This window comes from Janthinobacterium rivuli (assembly GCF_009208735.1).
Lineage (GTDB): Bacteria > Pseudomonadota > Gammaproteobacteria > Burkholderiales > Burkholderiaceae_D > Janthinobacterium.
Map to the genome: position 1 here is coordinate 304,228 of NZ_WFLJ01000001.1, position 26,846 is coordinate 331,073.

At 64.7% G+C, this 26,846-nt stretch carries 19 protein-coding genes; 9 read left to right on the forward strand and 10 right to left on the reverse strand.

Going from position 1 to position 26,846, the window contains the following annotated elements; genetic code table 11:
- Both GCN78_RS01460 and GCN78_RS01465 read right to left on the reverse strand, forming a co-directional pair.
- Positions 1-3,165, reverse strand: coding sequence for an efflux RND transporter permease subunit (locus tag GCN78_RS01460; RefSeq protein WP_152250096.1), 3,165 nt, complete (start codon positions 3,163-3,165; stop codon positions 1-3).
- A 15-nt stretch (positions 3,166-3,180) separates the two neighbouring features.
- Positions 3,181-4,389: an efflux RND transporter periplasmic adaptor subunit gene (locus GCN78_RS01465; protein ID WP_152250097.1), complete on the reverse strand. Its 1,209-nt coding sequence runs from the start codon at positions 4,387-4,389 to the stop codon at positions 3,181-3,183.
- Positions 4,390-4,808: 419 nt separating this feature from the next.
- Between GCN78_RS01465 and GCN78_RS01470 the strand changes: the two genes are divergently transcribed.
- Together GCN78_RS01470 and GCN78_RS01475 are read left to right on the forward strand one after the other, a co-directional pair.
- On the forward strand, positions 4,809-6,323 hold the full coding sequence (locus GCN78_RS01470) for an ATPase domain-containing protein (RefSeq protein WP_226939405.1): 1,515 nt from the start codon (positions 4,809-4,811) through the stop codon (positions 6,321-6,323).
- 8 nt (positions 6,324-6,331) lie between these two features.
- On the forward strand, positions 6,332-7,882 hold the full coding sequence (locus tag GCN78_RS01475; protein ID WP_152250098.1) for a hybrid sensor histidine kinase/response regulator: 1,551 nt from the start codon (positions 6,332-6,334) through the stop codon (positions 7,880-7,882).
- A 3-nt stretch (positions 7,883-7,885) separates the two neighbouring features.
- On the opposite strand, the gene GCN78_RS01480 is transcribed toward GCN78_RS01475, so the two are convergent.
- Complete coding sequence (locus GCN78_RS01480; RefSeq protein ID WP_152250099.1) at positions 7,886-9,772, reverse strand: MFS transporter; 1,887 nt, start codon at positions 9,770-9,772, stop codon at positions 7,886-7,888.
- Positions 9,773-10,006: 234 nt separating this feature from the next.
- On the opposite strand from GCN78_RS01480, the gene GCN78_RS01485 reads away from it, so the two are divergent.
- Positions 10,007-13,189 carry a DUF2339 domain-containing protein gene (locus tag GCN78_RS01485; protein WP_152250100.1) on the forward strand — a complete coding sequence of 1,061 codons (3,183 nt, stop codon included), beginning with the start codon at positions 10,007-10,009 and terminating at the stop codon, positions 13,187-13,189.
- A complete protein-coding gene (locus GCN78_RS01490) occupies positions 13,186-14,640 on the forward strand; it encodes a DUF3999 family protein (RefSeq protein ID WP_152250101.1) in 1,455 nt (484 codons plus the stop codon). The genes GCN78_RS01485 and GCN78_RS01490 overlap by 4 nt, the downstream gene beginning before the upstream one ends.
- Positions 14,641-14,668: 28 nt before the next feature.
- Here the strand turns inward: GCN78_RS01490 and GCN78_RS01495 are convergent, their stop codons facing one another.
- Positions 14,669-15,412, reverse strand: a complete 744-nt coding sequence (locus GCN78_RS01495; protein ID WP_077407465.1) for a helix-turn-helix domain-containing protein — start codon at positions 15,410-15,412, stop codon at positions 14,669-14,671.
- A 160-nt stretch (positions 15,413-15,572) separates the two neighbouring features.
- Here GCN78_RS01495 and GCN78_RS01500 point away from each other — a divergent pair, with 160 nt between their 5' ends.
- Genes GCN78_RS01500 through GCN78_RS01510 form a run of 3 tightly spaced genes read left to right on the forward strand, consistent with a single transcriptional unit; the run spans position 15,573 to position 17,220 of the window.
- Positions 15,573-15,995 (forward strand): hypothetical protein, encoded by a 423-nt coding sequence (locus tag GCN78_RS01500; RefSeq protein ID WP_152250102.1) that lies wholly within the window; start codon positions 15,573-15,575, stop codon positions 15,993-15,995.
- Between the two features lie 6 nt (positions 15,996-16,001).
- Positions 16,002-16,430: a hypothetical protein gene (locus GCN78_RS01505; protein WP_152250103.1), complete on the forward strand. Its 429-nt coding sequence runs from the start codon at positions 16,002-16,004 to the stop codon at positions 16,428-16,430.
- Between the two features lie 4 nt (positions 16,431-16,434).
- On the forward strand, positions 16,435-17,220 hold the full coding sequence (locus GCN78_RS01510) for a DUF2145 domain-containing protein (protein ID WP_152250104.1): 786 nt from the start codon (positions 16,435-16,437) through the stop codon (positions 17,218-17,220).
- Here the strand turns inward: GCN78_RS01510 and GCN78_RS01515 are convergent.
- The 6 genes from GCN78_RS01515 to GCN78_RS01540 all read right to left on the reverse strand — a co-directional run bounded on the left by GCN78_RS01515 (position 17,217) and on the right by GCN78_RS01540 (position 24,407).
- A complete protein-coding gene (locus GCN78_RS01515) occupies positions 17,217-18,263 on the reverse strand; it encodes an AbrB family transcriptional regulator (protein ID WP_152250105.1) in 1,047 nt (348 codons plus the stop codon). The genes GCN78_RS01510 and GCN78_RS01515 overlap by 4 nt on opposite strands.
- Positions 18,264-18,265: 2 nt before the next feature.
- Positions 18,266-19,339, reverse strand: coding sequence for an ABC transporter ATP-binding protein (locus GCN78_RS01520; RefSeq protein ID WP_152250106.1), 1,074 nt, complete (start codon positions 19,337-19,339; stop codon positions 18,266-18,268).
- 20 nt (positions 19,340-19,359) lie between these two features.
- Complete coding sequence (locus GCN78_RS01525; RefSeq protein ID WP_152250107.1) at positions 19,360-21,150, reverse strand: ABC transporter permease; 1,791 nt, start codon at positions 21,148-21,150, stop codon at positions 19,360-19,362.
- 69 nt (positions 21,151-21,219) lie between these two features.
- On the reverse strand, positions 21,220-22,317 hold the full coding sequence (locus tag GCN78_RS01530) for an ABC transporter substrate-binding protein (RefSeq protein WP_152250108.1): 1,098 nt from the start codon (positions 22,315-22,317) through the stop codon (positions 21,220-21,222).
- 44 nt (positions 22,318-22,361) lie between these two features.
- Positions 22,362-23,342, reverse strand: a complete 981-nt coding sequence (locus GCN78_RS01535) for a Bug family tripartite tricarboxylate transporter substrate binding protein (protein ID WP_193316570.1) — start codon at positions 23,340-23,342, stop codon at positions 22,362-22,364.
- A 3-nt stretch (positions 23,343-23,345) separates the two neighbouring features.
- Complete coding sequence (locus GCN78_RS01540; protein ID WP_152250109.1) at positions 23,346-24,407, reverse strand: porin; 1,062 nt, start codon at positions 24,405-24,407, stop codon at positions 23,346-23,348.
- Positions 24,408-24,621: 214 nt separating this feature from the next.
- On the opposite strand from GCN78_RS01540, the gene GCN78_RS01545 reads away from it, so the two are divergent.
- Together GCN78_RS01545 and GCN78_RS01550 are read left to right on the forward strand one after the other, a co-directional pair.
- Positions 24,622-25,344: a response regulator gene (locus tag GCN78_RS01545; RefSeq protein WP_152250110.1), complete on the forward strand. Its 723-nt coding sequence runs from the start codon at positions 24,622-24,624 to the stop codon at positions 25,342-25,344.
- The gene (locus tag GCN78_RS01550) at positions 25,341-26,834 is read left to right on the forward strand and encodes a sensor histidine kinase (protein WP_152250111.1); all 1,494 of its coding nucleotides are present in this window, start codon (positions 25,341-25,343) and stop codon (positions 26,832-26,834) included. Before GCN78_RS01545 ends, GCN78_RS01550 begins: the two co-directional genes overlap by 4 nt.
- Positions 26,835-26,846: the final 12 nt, after the last annotated feature.

The following is a 26,846-nucleotide window of genomic DNA, read 5'->3' on the forward strand; positions in this document are numbered from 1 at the left end:
TTAATGTGCATCCTTGGAAAGCGTGACGGCTGGCGAGCCAGGCGTCGCCGGCGTGGCGGGCGCGTCCGGCTTCGAGAAGAAGCCGCGCACCAGCACGAAGAACACCGGCACGAAGAAGATACCGAGGAAGGTGGCCGTCAACATGCCGCCCAGCACGCCGATACCGATGGCGTTCTGGCTGCCGGAACCGGCGCCGCTGGAAATAGCCAGTGGCAATACGCCCAGGCCGAAGGCAATCGAGGTCATCAGGATTGGGCGCAGACGCAGACGCACCGCGTGCAAGGTCGCGTCCAGCAGCGACATGCCCGATTCCTGCATTTCCTTGGCAAACTCGACGATCAGAATCGCGTTCTTCGCCGACAGGCCCACCACCGTGAGCAAGCCCACCTGGAAGTACACGTCGTTCGACAGGCCGAACATCCACGTACCGAGCACGGCGCCGATCACGCCCAGCGGTACCACCAGCAGCACGGAGAACGGAATCGACCAGCTCTCATACAGCGCGGCCAGGCACAGGAACACGATCAGCAGGGACAGCGCGTACAGCTGCGGCGTCTGCGAACCGGATTCGCGCTCTTCCAGCGACACGCCGGTCCAGCTGAAGCCGATGCCAGGCGGCAGCTTGGCCACCATCTCTTCCATCGCGTTCATGGCAGCGCCCGTGCTCTGGCCCGGCGCCGGCGTACCGAGGATCTCGACCGACGGCAAGCCGTTGTAGCGTTCCAGGCGTGGCGACGCGTAAATCCACTTGCCGGTAGCGAAGGCCGAGAACGGCACCATCTGGCCGGCGGCATTGCGCACGAACCACTTGTTCAAGTCTTCCGGCAGCATGCGCGAACTGGCATCGCCCTGGATGAACACTTTCTTCACGCGACCGCGGTCGAGGAAGTCGTTGACATAGGAACTACCCCAGCCGACGCTCAGCACGCGGTTGATTTCCGAGATCTGCAAGCCCAGCGCGGTGGCTTTCTGCTGGTCGATGTCGATCTTGTATTGCGGCGTGTCTTCCTGGCCGTTCGGGCGCACGCCCACCATGGCCGGATTCTGCGACGCCATGCCCAGCAACTGGTTACGCGCCGCCATCAGGGCGTCGTGGCCGACACCGCCGATATCCTGCAGCTGCATGTCGAAACCGGTGGCGTTACCCAGTTCCAGCACGGCGGGCGGCGCAAACGTAAACACCATCGCATCCTTGATCTGCAACAACTTGCCCATGGCGCGACCGGCCACGGCCGGCGCTTTCTGCGCCACGTCCTTGCGCAGCGACCAGTCTTTCAGGCGCACGAAGGCGATACCCGTGTTCTGGCCGTTGCCGCCGAAGCTGAAACCGGCCACGGCAAACACGGAAGCGACGTTGTCTTTCTCGCTGTTCATGAAGTGGTCTTCGACCTGCTCGATCACTTTCAGGGTGCGCTCTTGCGTGGCGCCCGTCGGCAATTGAATCTGCGTAAACAGGATGCCCTGGTCTTCTTCCGGCAGGAAGGAGGTAGGCAGGCGCATGAAGATGAACACGAGGCCGGCCAGCAACAGCACGTACAACAGCATCGAGCGGAAACGGTGCGTGATCATGGCGCCGACCCAGCCCTGGTATTTGTTGCTGCTGCTGTCGAAGCTGCGGTTGAACCAGCCGAAGAAACCCTTGTTGGTGGCGTGATGGCCTTTCTCTACCGGTTTCAGCAGGGTGGCGCACAAGGCTGGCGTAAACACCAGCGCGACAATGACGGACAGCACCATCGACGAGACGATGGTGATCGAGAACTGGCGGTAAATCACGCCCGTCGAGCCGCCGAAGAAGGCCATCGGCACGAACACGGCCGACAGCACCATGGCGATACCGACCAGCGCGCCCGTGATCTGCGTCATGGACTTGCGCGTCGCTTCCAGCGGCGACAAGCCCTCTTCGCTCATCACGCGTTCGACGTTTTCCACCACCACGATCGCATCATCGACCAGCAAGCCGATGGCCAGCACCATGGCGAACATGGTCAAGGTGTTGATCGAATAGCCAAACGCATTCAGGATGCCGAAGGTACCGAGCAGCACGACTGGCACGGCCATGGTCGGGATCAGGGTGGCGCGGAAGTTCTGCAGGAACAGGTACATCACCAGGAACACCAGGATGACCGCTTCGACCAGGGTTTTGACCACTTCCTCGATGGACAGTTTCACGAACGGGGTCGTGTCGAACGCCACCTGGTAGCTCATGCCTTCAGGGAATTGCTTGCTCAGGTTGCCCAGCATGGCTTTCGCCGCGTTGGCCGTATCGAGCGCGTTGGCGCCCGTCGCCAGCTTGATCGCCACGCCGGTAGCCGCATGGCCGTTGTAGCGGGCCACGGTGTTGTAATTCTCGCGACCCAGTTCCATGGTCGCCACGTCCTTCAGGTGCACCATGGCGCCGTCGGTGGTGGTCTTCAGCAAGATGGCGCCGAACTGCTCGACCGTCTGCAGACGGCTCTGGGCCGACACGGTGGCGTTCAGCTGCTGGCCCTTGATGGACGGCGTGCCGCCCAGTTCACCGGCCGACACTTCCGCATTCTGCGCCTGCACGGCCGTGATCACGTCCGCCGGGGTCAGGTTGAAGCTTTGCAGCTTGGCCGGATTGAGCCAGATGCGCATCGCGTACTGCGAACCGAACAGGGTCACGTCGCCCACGCCGGCAACACGGCTTAGCGGATCGACGACGTTGGCGGCCACATAGTCGCTCAAGTCGGTCTGGTCCATCTTGCCGTTCTCGGAAATGAAGCCGAACACCATCAGGAAGTTCTTCGTCGCTTTCGACACGACGAGACCCTGTTGCGTGACAGCCGTCGGCAGCAGTGGCGTGGCCAGCTGCAGCTTGTTCTGTACCTGCACCTGGGCGATGTCGGGATTGGTGCCGCTGGTAAACGTCAGAGTGATGCTGATGCCGCCAGTCGCATCGCTCGACGAGGCCATGTAGCGCAAGCCGTCGATACCCTTCATCTTTTGTTCGATGACCTGGGTGACGGCGTCTTCCACGGTCTTGGCGGAGGCGCCAGGATAGGAGCCGCTGATCGAAATCGACGGCGGAGCAATGCTCGGGTACTGCGCGATCGGCAGGCTGAGGATCGAAATCACGCCGGCAAGCATGATGACGATCGCGACCACCCAGGCAAAAATCGGGCGGTCAATGAAAAAACGGGCCATTAATATTCTCCTGAATTAGTGGGCGCTGGCAGCCGATGCGGCGGCGGAAGCGGCAGCGGCAGGCGCGGCGGCGGCCTTGGCCGGCACGGCAACGGCTGGCGCGCCCGGCTTGACTTTTTGCAAGCCTTCCACGATCACGCGATCGCCTGCGGCCAGGCCGGACGTCACCAGCCAGTCAGTGCCGACGGTGCCGCTGGTGGTCAGCACGCGTTGCTCGACCTTGTTTTCCTTGTTCAGGATCAGGGCGGTGGCCTGGCCCTTCTGGTTGCGCGTCACGCCCACTTGCGGCACGGTGATGGCTTTTTCATCGACGCCCGTTTCCAGCTGGGCACGTACGTACATGCCAGGCAGCAATTCGCCTTTCGGGTTCGGGAACAGCGCGCGCAAGACCACGTTGCCGGTGGTCGGATCGACCGTCACGCCGGCGAACTGCAGCTTGCCCGATTCGCCGTACTTGCTGCCGTCCGGCAGGATCAGGTCGACCTTGGCCTGACCTTCGCCGACTTTTTTCAGCGAGCCGTCGGCCATCTGGCGCTTCAGGCGCAGCAGGTCCGTGCTCGACTGGGTCACGTCGACATAGATCGGATCGAGTTGCTGCACGGTGGTCAGGGCTTCCGCCTGGCCCGCCGTGACCAGCGCGCCGGCCGTCACGGTCGAGCGGCTGGTGCGGCCGCTGATCGGCGCCGTCACGGTGCTGTACTTCAGGTTGATATTCGCCGATTCCAGCGCCGCGGTGGCGGATTCGACATCGGCCTTGGCTTGCTCGAAGGCGGCGACGGCATCATCGTATTCCTGGCGGCTCACGCCTTCGATGGCGACCAGTTCCTTGTAGCGCGACGCTTTCGGACCGGCCGTCAGCAGGTTGGCCTTGGCTTTCGACAGCGCGGCCTTGGCCGAATTATAGGCAGCCTGGTAGGTGGCGGAATCGATCTGATACAGGGCCGTGCCCGCTTTCACATCGCTACCCTCGACGAACAGGCGCTTCTGGATCAAGCCACCGACTTGCGGACGCACATCGGCGACCTGGTAGGCATTCGTACGGCCGGGCAATTCGGCACTCATCGGCAACGCGGCCGGATTAACAGTAAACACGACCACCTGTGGCGCTTGCTGCGCGTGAGGTGCTTCCTGTTTTTTACTGCAGCCGGCCATGATTACAGTGGCGCACAGAACGGCAATAGCGCCGCTCGTACGCGGCGACGTCAAGGAAAAGGTTGGTTGCATCTTGGACTTTCTGAAAAAGAAGCTGGCTAGTGTCGTTAGAAATGACTAAATTTATTAACGCAGATCAAAGAATGAACGATCATTCTAAAATCGTCAAGCATCGTTACAATTGAAACATAGTAACTATCAAGCGAATTAAATTATCAATGAGGCAACAAATTGAGGACGGCGACAGCGGCGGCACGCCAGCAAAGTCAGCTACGAACCTGGCGGACGGCGGCAAAAACGGCAATGCGGTAAAGGTGGATTGAGTGAATACTGTAGCAGGGTCAAGATTTCTTTGCAGAACTGAACGACAACGGTGCAACACCGGCCGTCAGGCAGGCATCGAACAATAATTCTTTACCAATGGTATCGAAAAGACATGCCACGACGGACGCGCTACTATATTGGCCATGGCGTGGCGAAGCGGAGGCGCGATGATGACGGCACAGGCGCAAGGAGAAACACAGCGCGATGGCGCGCACGGCCCAGGCACGCCGCCACTGCTGTCGACCGGCGTCGCCGGCCTCGATACCATCCTGACGGGCGGCTTGCTGGCCGAGCGTCTGTACCTGATCGAAGGCGTGCCCGGCACGGGCAAGACCACCCTGGCATTGCAATTTCTGGCCGAAGGCGCGCGCAGCGGCGCGTCCGTGCTGTATATCGCCCTGGCGGAATCCGAGATCGAGCTGCGCGGCGCGGCCCTGTCGCATGGCTGGGACCTGGCCGGCATCGCCATCGAAGAGGTGGCGCCCAGCGACAACATGCTCGACCCCGAGCGCCAATACACCATCTTCCATCCGTCGGAAATCGAACTGGCCTTGACCAACCAGCGCATCCTCGCCGCCATCGAAAAGCACCGCCCTGCCCGCCTCGTGCTCGACTCCCTGTCCGAACTGCAATTGCTGGCGGAAAACCCCCTGCGCTACCGGCGCCAGGTAATCGCATTGAAGCAATATCTGGCCAGCCGGCACTGCACCACCCTCTTGATCGACGACCGTTCCGCCCTCGATGACGGCTTGCAAGTACGTAGCGTGGCCCATTGCGTGATCGCGCTGGAGCTGCAGCAGCAGGCGTATGGCAATGACCGGCGCCGCGTGCGGGTGGTGAAGTACCGGGGCGTGTCGTTTCGCAGCGGCACGCACGACTACAAGATCGCCGACGAGGGCCTGGTCGTCTATCCACGCCTGGTGGCGGCCGATACGCGCCGCGATGGCGACCATCGGCGCCTGTCGAGCGGCGTGCCTGAGCTTGACGCCATGATAGGCGGCGGCCTGGAAGAAGGCATGAGCACGCTCATTTCCGGCCCGGCCGGCAGCGGCAAGTCCACGCTGGCGGCACAATTCGTGCATGCGGCCACGATGCGCGACGAACCGTGCGCCATGTTCCTGTTCGAGGAGGCGCGCAGCAAGCTGCTGAACCGGACCGACAACGTGGGCATGCGCCTGCAGGCGGCGCTCGACACCGGCCTGCTGAGCGTGCAGCAAATCGATCCGGCCGAGCTGACCCCGGGAGAATTCGCCCAGGCCGTGGTCGACGCGGCGGAACGGGGCGCCCGGGTCATCGTCATCGATAGCCTGAACGGCTACATGCACGCCGTGCCCGACGAGCGCTTCCAGAGCACCTATCTGCATGAACTGCTCAATTACCTGAGCCAGCGCGGCGTGGCCACCCTGCTCGTCGGCGTGCAGCAAAACATGCTGGGCACGTCGATGACGACCGCGGCCGACGCCAGCTACCTGGCCGACAGCGTCATCATGCTGCGCTATTACGAAACGGAAGGCGAAGTGCGGCAAGCCATTTCCGTCTTCAAGAAGCGCGGCAGTGCGCACGAGCGCAGCATCCGCCCCTTCCAGATCAGCTCCCAGGGCATCCGCATCGGCCCGCCCCTGGCAGGCTTTCACGGCATCCTGTCGGGCTTGCCCACCATCGGTGGCACGCCCCTCCCCTAGGAATGATCATGGAGCAACGCATCCTGATCTACACGCCTGGCGGCCAGGACGCCGCCTTGGCCGCCAAGGTGCTCACCAGCGAAGGCATCGCCTGCCACGCCTGCCGCTCCGCAGACGACCTGGCCGAACAGCTGGCGCTGGGCGCCGGCGGCGTGCTGACGCTGGAGGAAGCCCTGCCCGCAGGCGTCTACGCCGTGCTCGACGCCTACGCCCGCCAGCAGCCGGACTGGTCCGATTTGCCCATCATCCTGCTGACGCACGCGGGACTCGATTCCCTGCCCTTGCGGCAAGCCGTCGCCACCCTGGGCAACCTGACCCTGCTGGAACGCCCCGTGCACATCTTGACCCTGATCACGTCGGCCCAGGCCATGCTGCGCGCGCGCCAACGCCAGTACCAGATGCGCGAGACGCAGCGGCGCAAGGACGAATTCCTTGCCAGCCTCGGGCATGAACTGCGCAATCCGCTGGCGCCCATCAAGACCTCGGTGGCTCTGCTCAAGCACCTGTATCCGGCATCGGAGCAGGTCGGCAAGGTGAGCGACGTGATCGAGCGCCAGGTGACGCACCTGACGCGGCTGGTGGATGACTTGCTCGACGTGGCGCGCATCACCAGCGGCAAGGTCATGCTGCAGCGCAAGGAGTTCACCTTCCAGCAAGTGCTCGACCATGTGATCGAGTTGTGCCAGCCCGCGGCCAGCGGCCGGCATATCCGCATCACGCAGGACTTGCCGCCGCGTGCCGTGACCTTGCACGCCGACTATGCCAGGGTGGTGCAGATCTTTGCCAATATCGTCTCGAATGCCGTGAAGTTCACGCCGGATGGCGGGCACATCCACGTTACGGCGCGCCAGGTGCAGGACCGTTTGCTGGCGACGGTCGAAGACAATGGCATCGGCATCGCCCCGGACGCCATCGCGCGCATCTTTTCCATGTTCGAACAGGGCCCCACGGTGGCGGGCCAGATGGCCAGCGGCCTGGGCATCGGCTTGAGCCTGGCGCGCCAATTTGCCGAGATGCATGGCGGCAGCATCGAAGCCTATAGCGACGGCCCCGGGCGTGGCAGCCGCTTCATCGTCACCTTGCCGGCCAGCATCGGCGACGCCCAAACAGCCACCCCGGCCACGTCGGCCGCCGCCACGCGCGAGGCACCCGCCAGCGCTGGCCAGCCGGTGCGGGTGCTGGTGGTGGACGACAACCGCGACGCGGCCGATTCATTACAAAGCCTGTTCCAGCTCGAGGGCTATGCCGCCAGCGTCGCGTATGGCGGCGCACAGGCGCTGGCGGCCGTCGACCAGGCGTGGCCGCAACTGGTCGTGATGGACCTGGGCATGCCGGACATGGATGGCTACGAAGCGGCACGCCAGATACGCCAGCGCGCGCACGGGCGCCCGGTGCTGCTGATCGCCCTCACAGGCTGGGGTCAGGGTGAGGCGCGCTCACGCACGGAACAAGCGGGTTTCGACCATCACCTGACGAAACCGGTGGATTTCGCCGCCATCACCGCCCTGCTGGAACAGCACCTGGCGCGGCGTGCGGACGCGGCTACGCGAGCGCCATAGCGCTTATTTCCACTTGCCGCGCAGTTCCTGCACCTTTTGCTGCAACAGTTCCGGGGTGGCGGCCTCGGGCGGCACGGGCATGCCGACGGCCAGCGACAGACGCGAGCGCAAGCCGGCCTTGAAGGCGCGCTCGAACAAGTGACCATTGCGATGGCTCAACAAATGTCCCCACAAGCCGCGCAGCGCCAGCGGAATCACGGGCACCTTGCTGCGTTCGACGATCTTGGCGATGCCGCCCTTGAATTCGCTGATCTGGCCCGTGCGGGTCAGCTTGCCTTCGGGGAAGATGCACACCAGTTCGCCTTCGTGCAGCGCTTGCGCGATATCGATAAAGGCCTTTTCCATGAGGAACGGGTCTTCCTTGGCCGGCGCGATGGGGATCGCCTTGGCCGTGCGGAAAATCCAGCCCATCAGCGGCATCTTGAAGATGCGGTGATCCATGACGAAACGGATGGGGCGAGGGCTGGCCGCCATGATGACGATGGCGTCCACATAGCTGACGTGGTTGCACACCAGCACGGCCGCGCCTTCCGTGGGGATGCGTTCGCCATCGACGACTTTCACGCGGTGCACGGTCTGGATGAGTATCCACGCGAGGAAGCGCATGAGGAATTCCGGCACCAGCGAGAAGATGTAGGCGGCCACCAGCGCGTTCAAAATGGCCGTGACGAGGAACAGCTGGGGAATCGTAAATCCTTGGCCCAGCAGCACGATGGCCACGCCGGCCGCCGCCACCATGAACAGCGCGTTCAGGATATTCATGCCGGCGATCGTGCGCGAAATGTGTTTCGGGTCGCAGCGCGTCTGGATCAGGGCGAACAGGGGCACGATGAAAAAGCCGCCGAACACGCCGATCATGACGATGTCGATCAGAATGCGCGGCACGCCCGCCTGGCCGACAAACGCCAGCGCATCGACCACTTGCGTGTTCGCATATGCATTGCTGGCGAAATACAGGTCGATGCCGAACAGCGACAGGCCGATGGAGCCGAACGGCACCAGGCCGATCTCGATCTTGTGGCCCGACAAACGCTCGCACAGCAGGGAACCGGTGCCGATGCCGACGGAAAACACGGTCAGCAGCAGCACGAACACGCTGTGGTCGCCATGCAGGAAATCCTTCGAATACACGGGAAATTGCGCCAGGATCAGGGCGCCGTAAAACCAGAACCAGGAATTGCCCAGCATGGCCAGGAAGACGGGGCGGTTCTTGCGCGAAAAATTCAGGTTGCGGAACGATTCGGCGACGAAGTTCAGACTCACCTTCAAGTCCGGCTCCGGCGCGGGCGTGCGCGGCACGCGGTAGCTGGCGAGCAGGCCGAACACGGCCACGGCAATCGTCGCGCCGGCCACCAGTTCCACGCCCAGCGGCTTGTGCACGATCAGCACGGCGCCGAGGATTTCACCGAGCAAGATGCCGACGAAGGTGCCCATCTCGATCAGGCCATTGCCGCCGACCAGCTCCTCTGGCTTGAGCTGCTGCGGCAGGTAGGCATACTTGACGGGACCGAACAGGGTCGAATGCACACCCATGCCCACCACGGCGGCCACCAGCAGCCACAGGGTATGCGTCATCCAGCCTGCGGCGGCCACGGCCATGATGGCCAGTTCCATCCATTTCACGAAACGGGCCAGGCCCGCTTTTTCGAATTTGTCGGCCAGCTGGCCCGCCGTGGCCGAAAACACGACGTAGGGCAGGATGAACAGGCCGGGAATCAGGTTGGTGATGGTGGACGGGTCGAGCGTGGTCCAGCTCAGCGCATCGTAGGCGAGGATCACCATCAGGGCCGTCTTGAACAGATTGTCGTTGAAGGCGCCAAAGAACTGGGTCCAGAAGAAGGGCCCGAAACGGCGCTGCGACAATAAGGAAAACTGACTGCTTTGACTCATGGCATGGGGGACTGGCAATTAAGGAATTGCTAAAATACAGCACTATCTTGCGCACGACAATCTGAATGTCGTCATCTTGCTTGGCATCAATACCGAAAGCGCCGCACCGCGCCATGCTGGCCACGCAGCTGACTCCTTTCCCCGGCGCAACAAAAATCGCCTGTTTCTTAATAATAAGGTAATGTGCGCATACATCGGGCGCCTTCGCCCTGACCATCCAGGAAAGCTGCCCCCATGTTTGGATTGATATCGCTGATCATATTTGGCTTGCTGATCACCGCCTTCGTGCAGGTGCTGCAGTACCGCAGGAAAGTCGCCGATCTGGAGTTGCTGACGGCGCGTTTGCGCAAGGACGTCGACAGCGTGCAGGCGCGCGTGCGCGCGCTGGAAGGCCACGCCGAAGCACCGGTTGCCGTACCCGCCATGCCCGCCAGCGTGGCGCCGGAGGCCAAGCCAGAGTCCGCGGCCGTGCCCGTGCCGCAAGCGGCCGTGATCAAGGTGGCCGAGGTGGCGCAGGCCGCGCCGGCAGCAGTTCCCGCGCCAGCCGCACCCGTGCCGCCGAAACCGGCCCCACCGGCTCCCGCCAGGCCCGCCCCTGTCGTTCCCAATACCCCTTCCTGGATCGCGCGCCCGGACGGCATCGTTGCCAGGGCGAAGAACTGGCTGTTTACCGGCAACCTGGTGGCCAAGCTGGGCTTGCTGATCCTCTTCCTCGGCGTCAGTTTCCTGCTCAAGTACGTGTCGGCGCAGGTGACGCTGCCCATCGAACTGCGCCTGGCCGGCATCGCGCTGGCCGATATTGCCCTGCTGGCCTGGGCCTGGCGCATCCGCCTCAGCCGTCCCGGCATCAGCTTGCCGCTGCAGGGCACGGCGCTGGCGATCTTGATGCTGGTGACGTTTGGTGCCTTCCGCCTGTATGAATTGATCCCGGCCGGCCTGGCGTTTGCCGTGCTGTTCGTGCTGACGGCATTCACGTGTTTGCTGGCCGTGCTGCAAAACGCCGTCTGGCTGGCCGTCTTCGGCATCGTCGGCGGCTTTGCCGTGCCGCTGCTGGTGTCGACGGGCAGCGGCAACCATATCGGTCTGTTCAGCTATTACGCGCTGCTCAATGCGGGCGTCTTCGCCATCGCCCTGAAACGCGCCTGGCGCGTGCTGAATGTGCTGAGCTTTGGCTTCACCTTCGTCGTCGCCACCACCTGGGGCCTGCTGCGCTACACGCCCGAGCACTACCTGTCGACGCAACTGTTTTTGATCCTGTTCGTGCTGTTCTATATCGGCATCGCCATCGCCTACTGCGCGCGCCAGGCGCCGCGCCTGAAACACTATGTGGATGGCACCCTCGTCTTCGGCACGCCGCTGGCGGCCATGGGCCTGCAATACGGCCTGGTCCGGCACTTTGACTTTGGCCTGGCGTTTTCCGCGCTGCTTGCCGGATTGACCTACACGGGCCTGGCCGTGGCCCTGTGGCGCCGCAATGGCTTCAAACTGCTGGCCGAAGCCTTCCTCGCGCTGGGCATCGTCTTCGGCACCCTGGCCATCCCGTTCGCCCTCGACGGCCGCTGGACGTCCGCCGCCTGGGCGCTGGAAGGCGCGGGCATCGTCTGGGTCGGCTTGCGCCAGCGCCAGACCCTGGCCTGGGCCTTCGGCCTGCTGGTGCAGGGGGCAGCCTGGCTTGCCTTCCTTGGCGCCATGCAGGGACTCGATACGGCGACGGCCTTGCAGGCCAACATCTGGCTCGGCTGCGCGCTGCTGGCCGCCGCCGCGCTGGTGATGGCCTACAATTTCCGCCGCCACGCCAGCCACCTGCATCCTGAGTTCATGAGCAGCCTGTCCGTGCTGTTCCTGACGGCCGCCACGGCCTGGCTGCTGGGCGGTATCTGGAGCGAAATCCTGCTGCGCACCGATAGCATCACACAACTGAACCTGCTCACCGTCAGCGCGCTGGCCGTGGCCGCCCTGCTGGCATGGCTGGCGCGGCGCGAGCAATGGCATGCGCCGCGCGCCCTGCTGCTGGCCGTGCAGGTATTGGCCGGCATGATCTTGCTCAGCCGCGCCAGCTGGGCCTGGGATCAGCACCCGGCCAGCCTGTTCGACGGCTCCTTCCTCAGCGCCCTGCTGCTGGGCACCGCCGCCTTTGCCAGCGCCCGTTTCCTTGCGCTGCGCGCGCGCGGCGGCGACGAGCTGCTGGCCCTGGTAGCGCGCCCTCTGCTGGTCTGGAGCGGCTTGCTGTGGTTTGCCGCCATCCTCGTGCCGCTCGTCAGCTGGCTGCTGCGCCTGATCAACGGCGACCTCGCCATGCAGCCGCACGCGGGCGAACACTGGCTGGCGCTGTACCTGCTCGCCGTGTCCGTCACGACGCCCGCGTTCGCCCTCCTGGCGCGGCGCCTCGATTGGCCGCAACTGCGCTGGATCAGCGTGGCCGTCTGGCTCGGCCTGGGTTTGTGGAGCGCCAACCTGCTGCTGGCGCTGTACCTGCGCGACTACCTGCCGGCGGGCTTGAGCTGGCTGGCGCTGGCCGGCACGCTGGCGGCCGGCGAATACCTGCTGCGGGTCTGGCCGCAAGCGGGCTGGCAACTCGACGTGCGGGTGCAGCGCCTGCTGCATACGCTGCGCACGGCCGCGCCATGGCTGATGCTGTGGCCAGTTGGCGCCATGCACGTCGGCGCCTGGCTGGCGCGCCACGAAGGCAGCGTCAGCCCCGCCTGGGCCCGCTATTTGCCGGCCTGGTCCATGATGCTGGTGCTGGCCTGGCTGATCCGCCGCTGCCGCGCCGACGCCTGGCCGGTGGCGCCGATCGCCAACTGGTACCAGCGCACCCTGATACCGCTGGGCGCGCTGTGGTCGCTGCTGCTGATCGCCGCGTGGAACATCCTCGACGACGGCGCCATGGCGCCCCTGCCCTATTTGCCACTGCTCAATCCGCTAGACCTGAGCACGGGCTTTGCCGTCCTGCTGGCCATTGCCAGCTACCGTTTATTCCCGGCCGGCCAGATCCCGCTGCCCGCCCTGTGGCAAGCGCGCTTGCCTGCCGTGGCCGCCTGCTGCGTGTATGGCTGGTTCAACCTGATGCTGCTGCGCACGGTCTCCCACTATCTGGGCGTGCCCTACACCTTCGACGCCATGCTGGCCTCGCAATTCGTGCAGGCGATGCTGTCGCTGGTATGGAGCGTCACGGCCCTGCTGCTGATGCGCCATGCGGCCCGCCAGCAGCGGCGCCAGCAGTGGAGCCTCGGCGCCGTTTTGCTGGGCTTGGTTGTCGTGAAACTGTTCCTGATCGACTTGTCGAACGTGGGCGGCATCGAACGCATCGTCTCGTTCGTCGGCGTGGGCTTGCTGATGGTCTTGATCGGCTACCTCGCGCCCTTCCCCAAGGCTGCCGCGCCGGCGCCAGCCGAACCGCAACAAGGAGCCGCATGAAAGCCTCATTGATCTGTTGCAGCCTGCTGGCGGCAGGCGCCGCGCTGGCAGCGCCTGGCCAGGACCGGCCCCAGGACTATGCCTGGAGCATGTCCATCCAATCGCCGGCCGGCGCGGGCATCGTCCAGCTATCGTTGCCCAGGGAAGTCTACCTGCACGCCAGCTCGGCCAGCCTGGCGGACGTGCGCCTGTTCGACGCCGACGGCAAGCGCCTGGCCTATGCCATCGGCGCGCCACCGGCGCAATCGGCCACGCAGCGCACGAACATTCCAGCCCGCATTTTCCCCGTGACGGGCGCGCCGGCAACGGGCGATGGCTTGCAAGGCATCGACATCCGCACGGCCGACGATGGCCGCTTGCTGTCAGTCAGCACCCGCGCTGGCGCGGCAGCGACCACGGCGGCACTGCAGGCGCTGATCCTCGACCTGGGCAAGCAAGCGGAAGACAAGCGCATCGCCGCCTTGCGCTTCACGCCACCGGCCCGCACGGACAATTACAGTGCGCAAGTGTTGCTGGAAGTGAGCGATGACCTGAAGCAATGGGACGCCATCGGCACCACCACCTTGAATTGGCTCAGCAACAGCGACACGCAAACCCTGGCCAACGACAGTATCGCCTTTGCGCCACGCGCCTTCCGCTATGCGCGCCTGAGCTGGCAAGCGGGCGAACCGCTGGCCTTTGCGGCGATCACGGCGCAAGCCATCAGCGAAACGGACATCGCCGCGCCCCGCGCCACCGTCGTGCTGCAAGGCGCGCCCGGCAAGCAGGCGAATGAATGGCGCTACGCCACGCCCCCCGCCATTCCTGCCGACAGCATCGCCCTGCAATTGACGCAGACCAATACGGTACTGCCCGTGACCCTGGGCGTGTATCGCCAGAGCAGCTATGTTCCCCGGCACCGGCTGCAGCTGCGCCACCAGGCACGTCCCGCCCAAGGCGCCTATTTTGATCCCCTGCTGAGCACGACGTTTTACCGCATCGGCCTCGATGGCAAGGAGAGGATCTCTGGCGACCTGGCCATGCCCGTGACGCAAACGGCCGAATGGGTGCTGCAGACGGCCACGGAGCACCCGCTCTCCGCCAGCGACGCGCCCGCCTTGCGCCTGGGCTGGGCGCCAGCCACCGTCGTTTTCCTGGCCAGCGGCAAGCCGCCCTATCAACTGGCATTCGGCAACAGCAACGCCGCCGCCGTCGCACAGCCGCTGTCGCAGGTGGCGCCCGGCTTCAAGGCGGACGAACTGCTGGCGCTCAAGACGGCCAGCGCCGACTCTCTCAAGGCCAACGGGAGCACGGCGGCGCCAGCACCCGTCACAAAGGATGGGACACCGTGGCGCCTGGCCGCGCTATGGGCGGCACTGCTGCTGGGCGTGGCCGTGCTGGGCTTTTTTGCCTGGCGTTTGCTGTCGCAGATGAAAGAGGAACAACGCAGTAGCGACAAGCAGGAACATTAGCCGCGCGGGCGCGATCGATATCGCTGCCTCACTGCCGCAGCAGCGCCTTGAACGTCTGCGGCATCCATGGGCGCGCCGCCAGCATGAAGCTGATGGCCAGGCGCTCATCGCCGGGCAGGCGCGCGTCTTCCTGGTGCTGCTGCGAGAATTCCACCGCCACTTGCTTCAGGCGCTCCAGCAAGGCGGCCGTGGATTTCTTCGACAGCATCACGTTCACCAGGCGCAGCAATTCCGTCTCGCCATCGAACTGCGAATTCAAATAGTCGCCATAAGCTTCCTTTTTGAAGTACGTGTGGATGGGACCGTTCGGTATCCACGCAAACGTGCGCGCCACCAGCAGTTTGACCCGGTTATTCGGCAGCAGTTCCAGGAAACCGATCTTGTCGAGGCGCAGCAGGTATTTCACGGCTTGCGCTTCGCTGATGTCGTAGATGGCGACGATCTGCTCCAGCGGCAGCAGGTTCAGGGCGGACACGGCCACCACGAACAAGCGGGTGTCCTCGATGATTTCCTTTTCCTGCGCATACGTCAGCCCCGTGATCAGGGTCGGCGCGGCCTGGGCGGATTGCACGGCCAGCGCCAGCTGCTGGAAATCGCTGCCGATGGCCACCAGTATCTGGTCCAGCCGCTGCAGCGTAAATTGCTTCTGCGAAAACATCCGCTTGACGCTGGCTTCGGACACGCCGATGCGCTGGGCCAGCTCGGCATACGTGACGGCGCGCGCCTTCAACAGGCGTTTCAAGGCTTCGATCAAGGCGTGGGTTTGCGGCATGCACTTCCTTTATAAAAATGGCATCGGTTCTGGCGGCAAAAAAGTAGCGCAATACGCTACCTGCGGTATGCCTGCCCGCTACGAGTAGCGTTTTCATTGACCAATTGCCCACAGTCTACAATGATGGCGTTGCCACTTGGCACACTTGAAGGAGAAACACATGAAACGCCTGCTGCCCCTCTGCCTGTCCCTGTCGCTGTTGACGCTCTCCGTGGCCGCGCCCGGCCTGGTCCACGCCGCCGCCTCGGAAAACCTGTCGAAAGGCTCGCAGAACCTCAGCCAGGGTTCCGCCGTCGTCGTCGCCGGTTCCATGTCGATGCTGGTCGCTTCCGGCCAGGTGCTCGTCGCCAGCGTGGAAACGGTGGGCGAAGGCATCGTCATCGTGCTCAAGGGCGCTTCCGAGGCGGGTGGCGCGTCTATCCAGATGAGCACGCAAGCGGCCCAGGGCCTGTCGCTGGCGGCCGGCACCGTGGTCAATGTGGTGGCGCTGTCCACCGGCCACATGCTGGTGCTGTCCGGCAAGGCCATCGCCTTCATCCCGAACGAACTGGGCAAGGCCCTGCTGCACCATTCCAAAGTGTAAACACCCATGAAAAACCACCACTCCATGAAACAGTTGCTCGCCACCGCCCTGCTGTGCGCCGCCACCCTGACGGCCCAGGCCGCCAACTCCGACACCACCAACGCGTCCGACAACGCCAGCATGGCGTCGGCCATCGTGCTCGTCGGCTCCATGTCGGTGCTGGCCGCCGCCGGTGAGATCGTCATCGACAAGGTGGAAGACGTGGCCGACGGCAGCGTCCTCGTGCTGAAAAGCGTGGCCAAGGGCGCCTCGCAGGCGGCCACGGCCTCCGTCAAGCTGAGCCAGAAAGCCACGCAAGGCCTGTCGCTGGCGGCCGGCACGGTGATCAAGGTAGTGGCCGTCTCGACGGGCCACATGCTGGTGCTGTCGGGCAAGGCCATCGCCTATGTGCCGGATGCGGCCGGCAATGCCATCCTTCACCATTCGAAAGCGTGAACCCATGAAACGCCTGACCGTGATTCTCATCAGCCTGGCCCTGGCCGGCGCCGCCCATGCGGGACGCTCGTGCGAGGAAAAGCCAACGGACGCGACCACGCTCGTCAAATCGATGGACCTGGCGCAAAAGACCTTGCAGGCGCTCGACGCCTCGGGCGCGCAGGTGGCGCTGGTGGCGCGCGCCGGACAGGACTTGTCGAAATACCATTTGCGCTATTCGCACATGGCGCTGGCCTGGCGCGACCACCCGCAGGGCCGCTGGCTGGTGGTGCATGAACTCAATGAATGCGGCACGGCGCAATCGTCGCTGTACAACGAAGGCTTGGGCAATTTCTTCATGGATGATGTGTTCATGTATGAAACCCTGATCCTGATCCCGGGCCAGGATACGCAGCAGCAACTGGTGCGCCTGCTGACGTCGAACACGCCCAAGCGCCTGCATGAGCCGCACTACAATATGCTGGCCTACCCGTTTTCCACCAAGTACCAGAATTCAAACCAGTGGGTGCTGGAAACCCTGGCCGCCGCCAGCAACGAGCCGGGCAAGATCGAGACGCGCGCCGAAGCGCAAGGCTGGCTGCGCAGCGCCAGCTACGCGCCGCAAACGCTCAGCATCCCCGCCGCCACGCGCCTGGGCGCGCGCATGTTCCGCGCCAATATCGCCTTTGACGATCACCCGTTCGAGCGCCGCATGACGCGCCAGATCGACGTCGTCACCGTCGACTCCATCGTGCGCTTCATGCGCCAGCGCGAACCAAAGGTGCAGGAAATCGTCGTGCGGGGAAATTAAGGGCGCTGCAGCAGGCGGAACAGCGGCCCGATCGCCAGCACCAGCACCACCATGCGCGCCACGTGGAAGGCCGTGACGATGGGCACGCCCAGATGCAGGGCCTTGGCCGTCAGCGACATTTCCGCGATGCCGCCGGGCGACGTGGCCAGGATGGCCGTGCCGGGGTGAATCTCCAGCCAGTGCGCAAGTCCCAGTCCGAAGGCGGCCGCCAGCAACAGCATCAGTAAGCTGCACAGGGCCACGCCGGCCAGGTAGCGCGGGGCCGCATGCAGGAATGCGGGGCTGAAGCGCGTGCCCAGGGCGATGCCGATGAAGAGCTGGCCCGCGCGTATCATCCACTCGGGCAGGCGCGTCAGATGAATGCCGCAGGCCGTCAACAGCAGGGCCGCCAGCAGCGGGCCGATGACCCAGGCGTTGGGCACCTGGCCCCGTTTCAATGCGAGGGCCGCCAGCACCGTGATGCCGACCAGCAGCGCCAGCCCGCCATAATCGACCAGCGCGGCGCCGGGCACGAAGTTTTCATGCCCCAGTGCCAGGCCGTGGCTGCCCCAGTAGCGCACGCCGAACGGAATCGTCGCCACCACCAGCATCATGCGCAGGCTGTGCGCAGCCGCCACCTTGCCCACGTCGGCGCCATGGCGCTCGCTCTGCACGGCCATCTCCGACGCGCCGCCGACCGCCATGGCAAAGAAGGCGGTGGCATGGTCGACGCCGGAAAGGCGCCGCAGCAACATGGCGCCAGCCGCGCCCAGCGCCAGCGCGAACAGCACGGCGCCGGCGATCCACGGCGTATAGACAGTCAGGACGGTCAGCACGGGCGCCGTGAAATACAAGCCCAGGGCCGTGCCGATGGCCCACTGGCCCGCCTCGCGCACGCGCACGGGGCAAGCCAGTTCGCGCCCCGCCAGGCGCAGCGCGGCCGTGGCGAACAGGGGGCCGATCATCCAGGGCAGCGGCGTGTGCAGCCACAGGCAGATGGCGGCGCCCGCCAGCCCGGCGGCCAGCGCGGCGCCGACGGCGCGCCAGCGTGGCCACCACGGCACCGTTAAAACACCCAGAGCTTGTCGGCCGGCATGTGCAGCCAGTACTTGCCCGCCTCGAGCTTGTGACGCGAATACGCGCGCAGGCTGATGTTATCGGCGCCGCCGCGCTCGAACAGGCATTCCCAGCGGTCGCCCAGGTACATGCAGGTCAGCAGCGGCAGCTCGATGGCGTTCTCCACCTGCGTGGCGCTGATCTTCACTTCCTCGACGCGGATCATGGTCGTCACTTCCGTGCCCACGTTGGCGCCGCGCGCCACGCCCTGCATGGATGCGCCGTCGACCAGCAGGCGCACCTGCTTGCCTTCGCGCTGCACCACCTTGCCGGGCAGGCGGTTGTTGCTGCCCATGAATTCGGCCGTAAACAAGGTGTCCGGCGTTTCATACATGCTTTGCGGCGTGCCCTGCTGCTCGATCTTGCCGTTATTGAGCAGCAAAATACGGTCGGAAATGGCCATCGCCTCGCCCTGGTCATGCGTCACCATCAGGGCCGACAGGCCCAGGCGCACGATCAGTTCGCGCAGGAAGGCGCGCGCCTCCTCGCGCAGCTTGGCGTCCAGGTTCGACAGCGGTTCGTCGAGCAGGATCACGGGCGGGTTGTACACGAGCGCGCGGGCGATCGCCACGCGCTGCTGCTGGCCGCCGGACAGCTGGTGCGGATAGCGCTCGCCCAGATGGCCCAGGCCCAGCTGCGTCAGCACTTCCTTGATGCGCGCGGCGATTTCCGTGCTGCCCATCTTGCGCAATTTGAGGCCGTAGGCGACGTTGTCGAACACCGTCTTGTGCGGCCACAGCGCGTACGACTGGAACACCAGCCCCAGATTGCGATGCTCGGCCGGCATCTCGAACTGCTGCGCGCCGTCGAAGACATTGCGCTCGCCGATCTGGATGGTGCCGGCCTTCGGGCTTTCCAGCCCGGCCACGGCGCGCAGCAAAGTGGTCTTGCCGCTGCCCGAAGGCCCCAGCAGGGCGACCACTTCGCCTTTTTGCAGGTGCATCGAGACACCCTTCAGGATCTGGTTGGCGGATGCGCCCGTGCCGTAGTCCAGGTACAGCTCATTGACGGTCAATTCATTCATGATGTGGTCTCAGTCTTCTATTAATTATGGAGTTTCACGCCGAAACGCAAGGCGATGCCCAGGCCGATGGCCACCAGGGTGATATTGATGAAGGACAGCGCCGCCACCAGGTCGGTCGAACCGCCCGCCCACAGCGACACCAGCATGGCGCCGATCACTTCCGTGCCAGGCGAGAGCAGGTACACGCCCGTCGAATATTCGCGCTCGAAGATCAGGAACACCATCAGCCAGGCGCCCAGCAAACCGTATTTGATCAATGGCAGCGTGACGTCGCGCGTCACCTGGCCGCGGCTGGCGCCGACGGCGCGCGCCGCCTCCTCCAGCTCCGGCCCCACCTGCAGCAGCGCGGTGGAAATGAGGCGCATGCCGTAGGCCATCCACACCACCGAATACGCGAGCCACAGGGCGAAAATCGTCGAACGCAGTTCGCGCAGCACAGGGATCACATGGCCGCTCAGCCACAGGGCCACGCCGTTGTCCATGCCTTTCAAAATGCCGTCGAGCCAGGCCGGCACGAACAGGAACACCCACAGGAAGGACAGGCCGGCCAGCAGGCCCGGCACGGCACGCGGCACCAGCACGCTGTAGTCGAGCAGGCGCGTGATGCCGTCCTGCTTGCGGTGCATGGCCAGCGCGATGAAGCTGTAGCAGCCCACGGCCAGCGCGCCGCCGACGACGCCGATCAGGATGGTGTTGACGATGCCGCGCACCAGCGAGGGCTGGTCGAAGATATCGCGGAAATGCTGCAAGGTCAGCACGTCGGCCAGGTGCACGCCCTCACCCCAGTACTGCACGAAGGAGCGCAGCACGATACCCGTCAACGGCAGGATGATGGTGAAGATCAGCCAGCCGGCCAGCAAGGCGAACGCCAGCCACTTCCAGCGGCCCAGCGGCATGGCCTTGCTGCGCGCGCCCTTGCCCTTGATCGACACATACTTGTTGGCCGATTTCAGCAGCCAGCGCTGTATCATCACCAGCGGCATGGTCACCATCACCAGACAGACGGCGACGGCCGCCATCAGGTGGTACGACGGCGTGCCGAGCTTGTTGGTCAGCTTGTACAGGTAGGTCGGCAGCACCAGGTGGCCTTCCGGATCACCGAGCACCAGCACCAGGCCGAACACTTCGAAGCCGAGGAAGAACACCAGCACGCCCGCATACGCCAGCGCCGGCATGATCATCGGCAGCGACACATTGAGCATCACCTGGATCGGCGAAGCGCCGGCCACGCGGGCCGCTTCTTCCACGTCCGAGCCCAGGCTTTTCAGCGCCGACGAGGCGTACAGGTAGACGTGCGGCACGTGCGTCAGGCCGGCGATGATGACGATGCTGGTGAAGGAGTATATATTCCAGGGCACGAAGCCGAGCAGTTCCTTGGCCCAGATCGAGTAGAAGCCCACGGGCCCCATCGAGACGACGTAGCCAAAGCCCATCACCATCGGCGACACAAAGATCGGCACCAGCAGCATAGGCGCCACCCAGCCGCGGCCGGGCAAGTCGGTGCGCACCATCAGGAAGGCCAGCATGCCGCCCAGCGGCACGGCGATGACGGTCAGGCCCAAGGCCAGCATCAGGCCATTCTTGAAGGCCATGGCGAAATCGGGATCATCGAAGATGAAACGGTAGGAATCAAAGCCGAATTCGCGCACGGGCATGAAGAACGGCGCGTTCAAAAAGCTCTGGTAAAAAATCAGAAATAGCGGCAGGAAGATGGCGATCAGCGTGATCGTCACGACCACGCCGCGCGACCAGTTCAGGCGCGACAAGGGAGAGCGCGACCGTGCAGGCAGCGGCAAGATGGCAGTTTGCATGATGAATCCAATGAATGAAGGGTGCGGCATCCGTCCGCGGGCACGCGCCCGCGGATGGCCAGGACGGCATTATTTTTTGCCGGCTGTCTCTTTCCATTGTTTCAGGAAGGCCATGCGCTTGGCCGGTCCCAGGAATTGCAGGATGATCGGATGCACGGGAATCGGCTTGACGTTGGCCGCGCCGATTTGCTTGATCAGGTCAGCCGAGGTGGTTTCGCCCGTGACGTCGGCGCGGATGGCGAACAGCTTGGCGCCGTTGGCGATGATGGTCTGGCCGCGGTGCGACAGGATGTAATCGAGCCACAGCTTGCCGGCGTTGACGTTCTTCGCGTTCTTGTTGATGAACTGCACGCGCGACAGGATCAGCGTGTAATCCTTCGGCAGCACCACGCCGATCGACGGGTCGGTCTTGGCGCGCACCAGGGCATACGAGCCCAGCACGTTGTAGCCGATCAGGTTTTCACCCGAGGAGATGCGCTCCATCATGGTGCCCGTCGACGACTGCACGCGCACCTTGGCCGCGCCAAAGGCGTTTTCCAGCGCCAGGAACTGCGGATATTCCTTCGCATCCTGCGCCATGAACATGAAGCCGACGCCCGACTTTTCGATGTCGTAGGTGGTGACCTTGTCCTTGAATTTCGGCGTGGCGATCAGCTTGACGAAATCGTCGTGGTTCTTCGGCACTTCCTTAGCATCGAGCAAGCGCTTGTTGTAGACGATGGCGGCCGGCTCGAACGTGGTGCCGTAGGCCTGGTCGTCCCACATGGCCCAGCCGGGAATCTTCGCCGCTTCGACGGATTTGTACTTGAGCGCGTAGCCATCGGAGGCCAGGCGCATCTGCAAGTCCATCGCCGACGACCACATCACGTCGGCCGTGTTGCCGCCCGCCGCCACTTCGGAAATGAAGCGGTTGTACACCTCGGTGGAATTCATGTCGTTGTATTCGACCGAGATGCCCGGATACAGGGCGCTGAAATCCTTGATCAGCGGCGCGGCGGCCTTGCTGTCGGTGGCGCTGTAGATCACCACCTTGCCTTCCTTCTTGGCGGCGTCGATGACCTTCTGGTAGTCGGCCGGATAGCCGGCTGGCACTTGCGCGAAGGCGGCGCCGGCCAGGCTGGCAAATGCGCCAGCCATGGCGATGCTGAGGATGGTCTTGGTTTGCATGGGGTTGTCTCCGTCTATGAATAGGTTTTTTAATGGGATGTCGTTCAGCGCATCAGGCCAAGCTCATTCGCCTGCCGGGCATACTCGTCGACCGCCTTCTTGACATACGCGGTCAGCTTCGGCCCCGTCAGGGCGAATGGGTACAGGCCGGCCTGGGCGCGCCACTCGGCGAACTGCGGCGTGGCCATGACGCGATCAAAGGTGGCCACCCAGCGCTGGTAGTCCGCCTCGGGCACCTGCGGCCCCATCCACACGCCGCGGATGATGGGCCAGACCACGTCGAAGCCCTGCTCGCGCGCCGTCGGCACGCCGGCCAGCACGCCGGGCAGGCGTTTTTCCGACAGCACCGCCAGCACGCGCGCATGGTTGGCGCTGGCGTTCAGGGTGGCCTCGGAGGTGTCGCCCGAGACCACCTGCACATAATCGGCCTGCATCGCCGTAAATACTTCGCCGCCGCCTTCGAGCGCGACAAAACGCAGCACTTTCGGATCGATGCCGGCATGGCGCGCCACCAGCGCCATCTTCAGCCAATCCTGGCTGCCGATGGTGCCGGAGACGCCGATCAGCACCTTGTCCGGATGCTGGCGCAATGCCGCGATCAGGTCGCCCAGCGTCCTGTAGGGCGAATCGCTGCGCACGGCGATCATGCCGTAGTCGGCGCCCAGCGCCGCCACCCAGCGCACGTCGCCCGCCTTGGCATTGCCGAACTTGCCCTGCGCCAGATTGAGCAGCGAGCCGCCCGAAAAAGCCACCAGCGTGTTCGGCTCCGCGCGGCGGCGCTGCGAGCCCATCGAGTGCCAGGCCACGGCGCCGATGCCGCCGGGCAGATAGCTGATGCGCATCGCCGCTCCCGCGGCGGCCACGCCCTCCTGCGCCAGGCCTTTTTTCGCCAGCTTGCAGGTCAGGTCCATGGCGCCGCCCGGCTTGGACGGCACCACGCACTCGGCCGGCGCCGACGCCTGCGCCGCCGCGAGAGCGGGCAACAGGCACAGCAACGACAGGAACAGGGAGCGCAGCATCGTCATGGCTTAGAAGCGGTGCTGGATGCCGGCGATCAGGCCGCGCTGCGTGTCGCCGAAACCGGCATCGTCACGCGACAGGCTGACCAGTTGGTTGTGCTTGGCCTTGGCGTAGGCACCGGCCACATACAGGTCGGTGCGTTTGGACAGGGCATAACGCACGCGCGCCACGTACATGATCGGATCGGCATCGAGGTTGGCCGCCACGTTTTTCACGTCCTGGTAGTAGATCACGCCCGTCAGGGTGATGACCGGCGTGGTCTTGTAGCTGACGCCGCCCCAGTACAGGGTGCCGCGCACGTCGGCCTTGCCGGAGGCAGCCGGATCGAGCTTGTAGTCGCGCGCCGCCGCCTGCACTTTCCACGGGCCGTCGTCATACATGGCGCCCAGGTGGTACACGGTGGTCTTGTCGCGCGCGCCGCCGGCGATGGCGTTGCCGTTCACCTGTTCATACGTGGCCAGCAGGCTGACAGGACCGGTCTTGTAGGTGACGGCCGTGGACAGCTTGGCGCTGTCCGAGCTGCCCGTCGTCTGCTCGCCGAAACCGTACGATGCGCCGTAGCTGAAGTCGCCCGTCTTGCCCGAGTACTTGACCATGTTGTCGAAGGCCGTCGTCATGCCGTATTTGCTCGGACCCGTCGCGTTGCCCGAAGTGGCCCACGAGTAGAACGGCGCATACGCCATCGGGTCGAACGGCAGCACGAAGTCATACACGGTGGTGAACGAGCGGCCCAGCACGACGCGACCGAATGCGCCTTCCAGGCCCACATTGGCCTGGCGCTTGAACAGCGCGCCGTCGGCCGCGCCCGTGTCGACCAGGATGCCGCCTTCCAGATTGAAGACGGCCTTCAGGCCGCCGCCCAGGTCTTCGCTGCCCAGGATGCCCCAGCGCGAGGTGTTCATGCCGCCGGAGCTCACCTGCGTCATCGAGCTTTTGTTCGGACCGGCGTTGCTGGTGTTGCTGATGCCGGCGTCCAGGCGGCCGTACAGGGTCACGTTCGATTGTGCCTGGGCGCTGCCAGCGGCGGCCAGGACAGCCAGAGCGGCCAGCGAGTATGCGGTCTTCTTCATGTAGAGTATCTCCCTTAGATATAGTTATTAGTGATATGCCTGATCAATTTCATGAATCAGGATCACACTATATGAGCGCGATCCTTTCAATTGGCTTTCAGACTGACAGGTGTCGCCAGCCAGCCACAAAGAGCACAAACATATTCATCGCCGCCCCTGTCGGCGCGGCGCCGGCAGGCTTACACTGCACCAATTCAAACGAATGGCGGAGACCATGCGCATACTATTAGTGGAAGACCATCTGGAGCTGTCGCACTGGCTGGCAAAGGCCCTGCGCGACGCGCACCTGACGGTAGAGACCGCCCACAACGGCGCCGATGCCGACGCCCTGCTGCACACGCAGGAATACTCGCTGGTGCTGCTCGACCTGACCCTGCCGAAGATGGATGGCCTGGACGTGCTGCGCCGCCTGCGCGCGCGTGGCGGCACGCGCGGCAAGACTCCCGTCATGATACTCACGGCGCGCGGCGGCCTCGATGAAAAAGTGCAGGGCCTGAACCTGGGCGCCGACGACTACATGGCCAAGCCGTTCGAACTGGCCGAACTGGAAGCGCGCGTGAAAGCCCTGCTGCGCCGCAGCCAGGGCAATGAAGCCCTCGTGCACACTTGCGGCGCCCTCAGTTTCGACACCGTCACGCGCATGTTCAGCTACGCCGGCGCGGCGCTGGCCCTGACGCCGCGCGAACACGCCGTGCTCGAAGCGCTGATCACGCGCTCGGGGCGCGCCGTGTCGAAGGAAAAGCTGTTCGACGAAGTCTTCGCGCTGGCCGACGACGCCAACCTGGACGCCATCGAGCTGTACATCCACCGCGTGCGCAAGAAGCTGGAAAACGGCGTGGAGAGCGGCGCGCCCGACGGCGCCGTGATCACCACCCTGCGCGGCATCGGCTACCTGCTGCAGCCGCGCAGCGCCATGGCGCCGGCCGCGCCAAAATGAGCGCGCCCCGCCTGCCACTGGCCGCACGCCTGCGCCGGCGCTGGGCGCAGGGCCGGCCGCTGGGCAGCCTGCGCAGCCAGCTGCTGCGCTGGCTGCTCATTCCCCTCGTGATGCTGGTGCTGCTCGATGCCGTTTTCGTCTACCGCAACGCGCTCGACGCGGCCGACATGGCCTACGACCGCTCCTTGCTGGCGTCGACGCGGGCGCTGGCCGAGCGCGTCTCCATCGTCGGCGGCAAGGTGGTGGCCGAAGTGCCCTACGTGGCGCTCGACAGTTTCGAGACAGATACCCTGGGCCGCATCTACTACAAGGTCACGGGCATCAACGGCGAACTGGTGTCGGGCTATGGCGACTTGCCGCCCGTGCCGAAGAACGTGCCCCGCTCGCAGAATTATCCGGCCCTGGTGCGCTTCTACCACGCCGATTACCACGGCAAGCCGATCCGCATCGCCGCCCTGCTGCAACCCGTGTACGACGACTCGATGCGCGGCATCGCCCTGATCCAGGTGGCCGAGACGCTGGACGCGCGGCGCGGCCTGTCGAACCAGATCCTGTTCGATACCCTGAGCTGGCAGGCGGCGATGATACTGGTGATGGGTGCCCTCGTGTGGTTTGCCGTGCGCCTCGTGCTGCGCCCGCTGATGCGCCTGAAAACGGAAGTCGAGACGCGCACCCTGTCCGACCTGTCCGATGTCGATCCCACGCTGGTGCACAAGGAAATGCGGCCACTGGTGAGCGCCATGAACGGCGCCATGTCGCGCCTGCAGCAGCTGATCGCCAGCCAGCGCCGCTTCATCGCCGACGCCTCGCACCAGCTGCGCACGCCGCTGACGGTACTGAAAACCCAGGCCGAACTGGCCATGCGCGAGTGCGACCGCCAGGCGGGCGCGCCGCCGGACATCGCCGCCCTGCGCGACATCGTGCGCTCGATCGCCGCCACCACCGATTCGACCGTGCTGCTGGCCAATCGCCTGCTGACCCTGGCGCGCATCGAACATGGCGGCGACAGCCTGGCCATGGATACCGTGCCCTTGCGCGACGTGGCGCAGCAAGTGGGACTGGAAATGGCCATGGCCGCCGTCGGCAAGCACATCGACCTGTCGCTGGAAGCGCCCGACGAAGCGCCCGTGCATGGCCAGGCCTTGCTGCTGCATGAACTGCTGGCCAACCTGGTCGACAACGCCCTGCGCTACACGCCGCAGGGCGGCAGCGTGATCCTGCGCGTGCGCGCGGCGCAGGCAGGGCAAGAACACGGCGCCGTGCTGGAGGTCGAAGACAGCGGCAAGGGCATCCCGCCGGCCGAGCGCGAACGGGTATTCACGCCGTTCTACCGCGTCGGCACGGCGCTCGAGAGCAACCCTGGCGGCGCGGGGCTAGGTTTAGCCATCGTGCGCGACATCGCCGCCCTGCACGGCGCACGCCTGGAACTGGCGACGGCGGCAAATGGCCACGGATTGAAGGTCAGCGTGCATTTCGGCGTGGCCGCATGATGGCCTGCATGG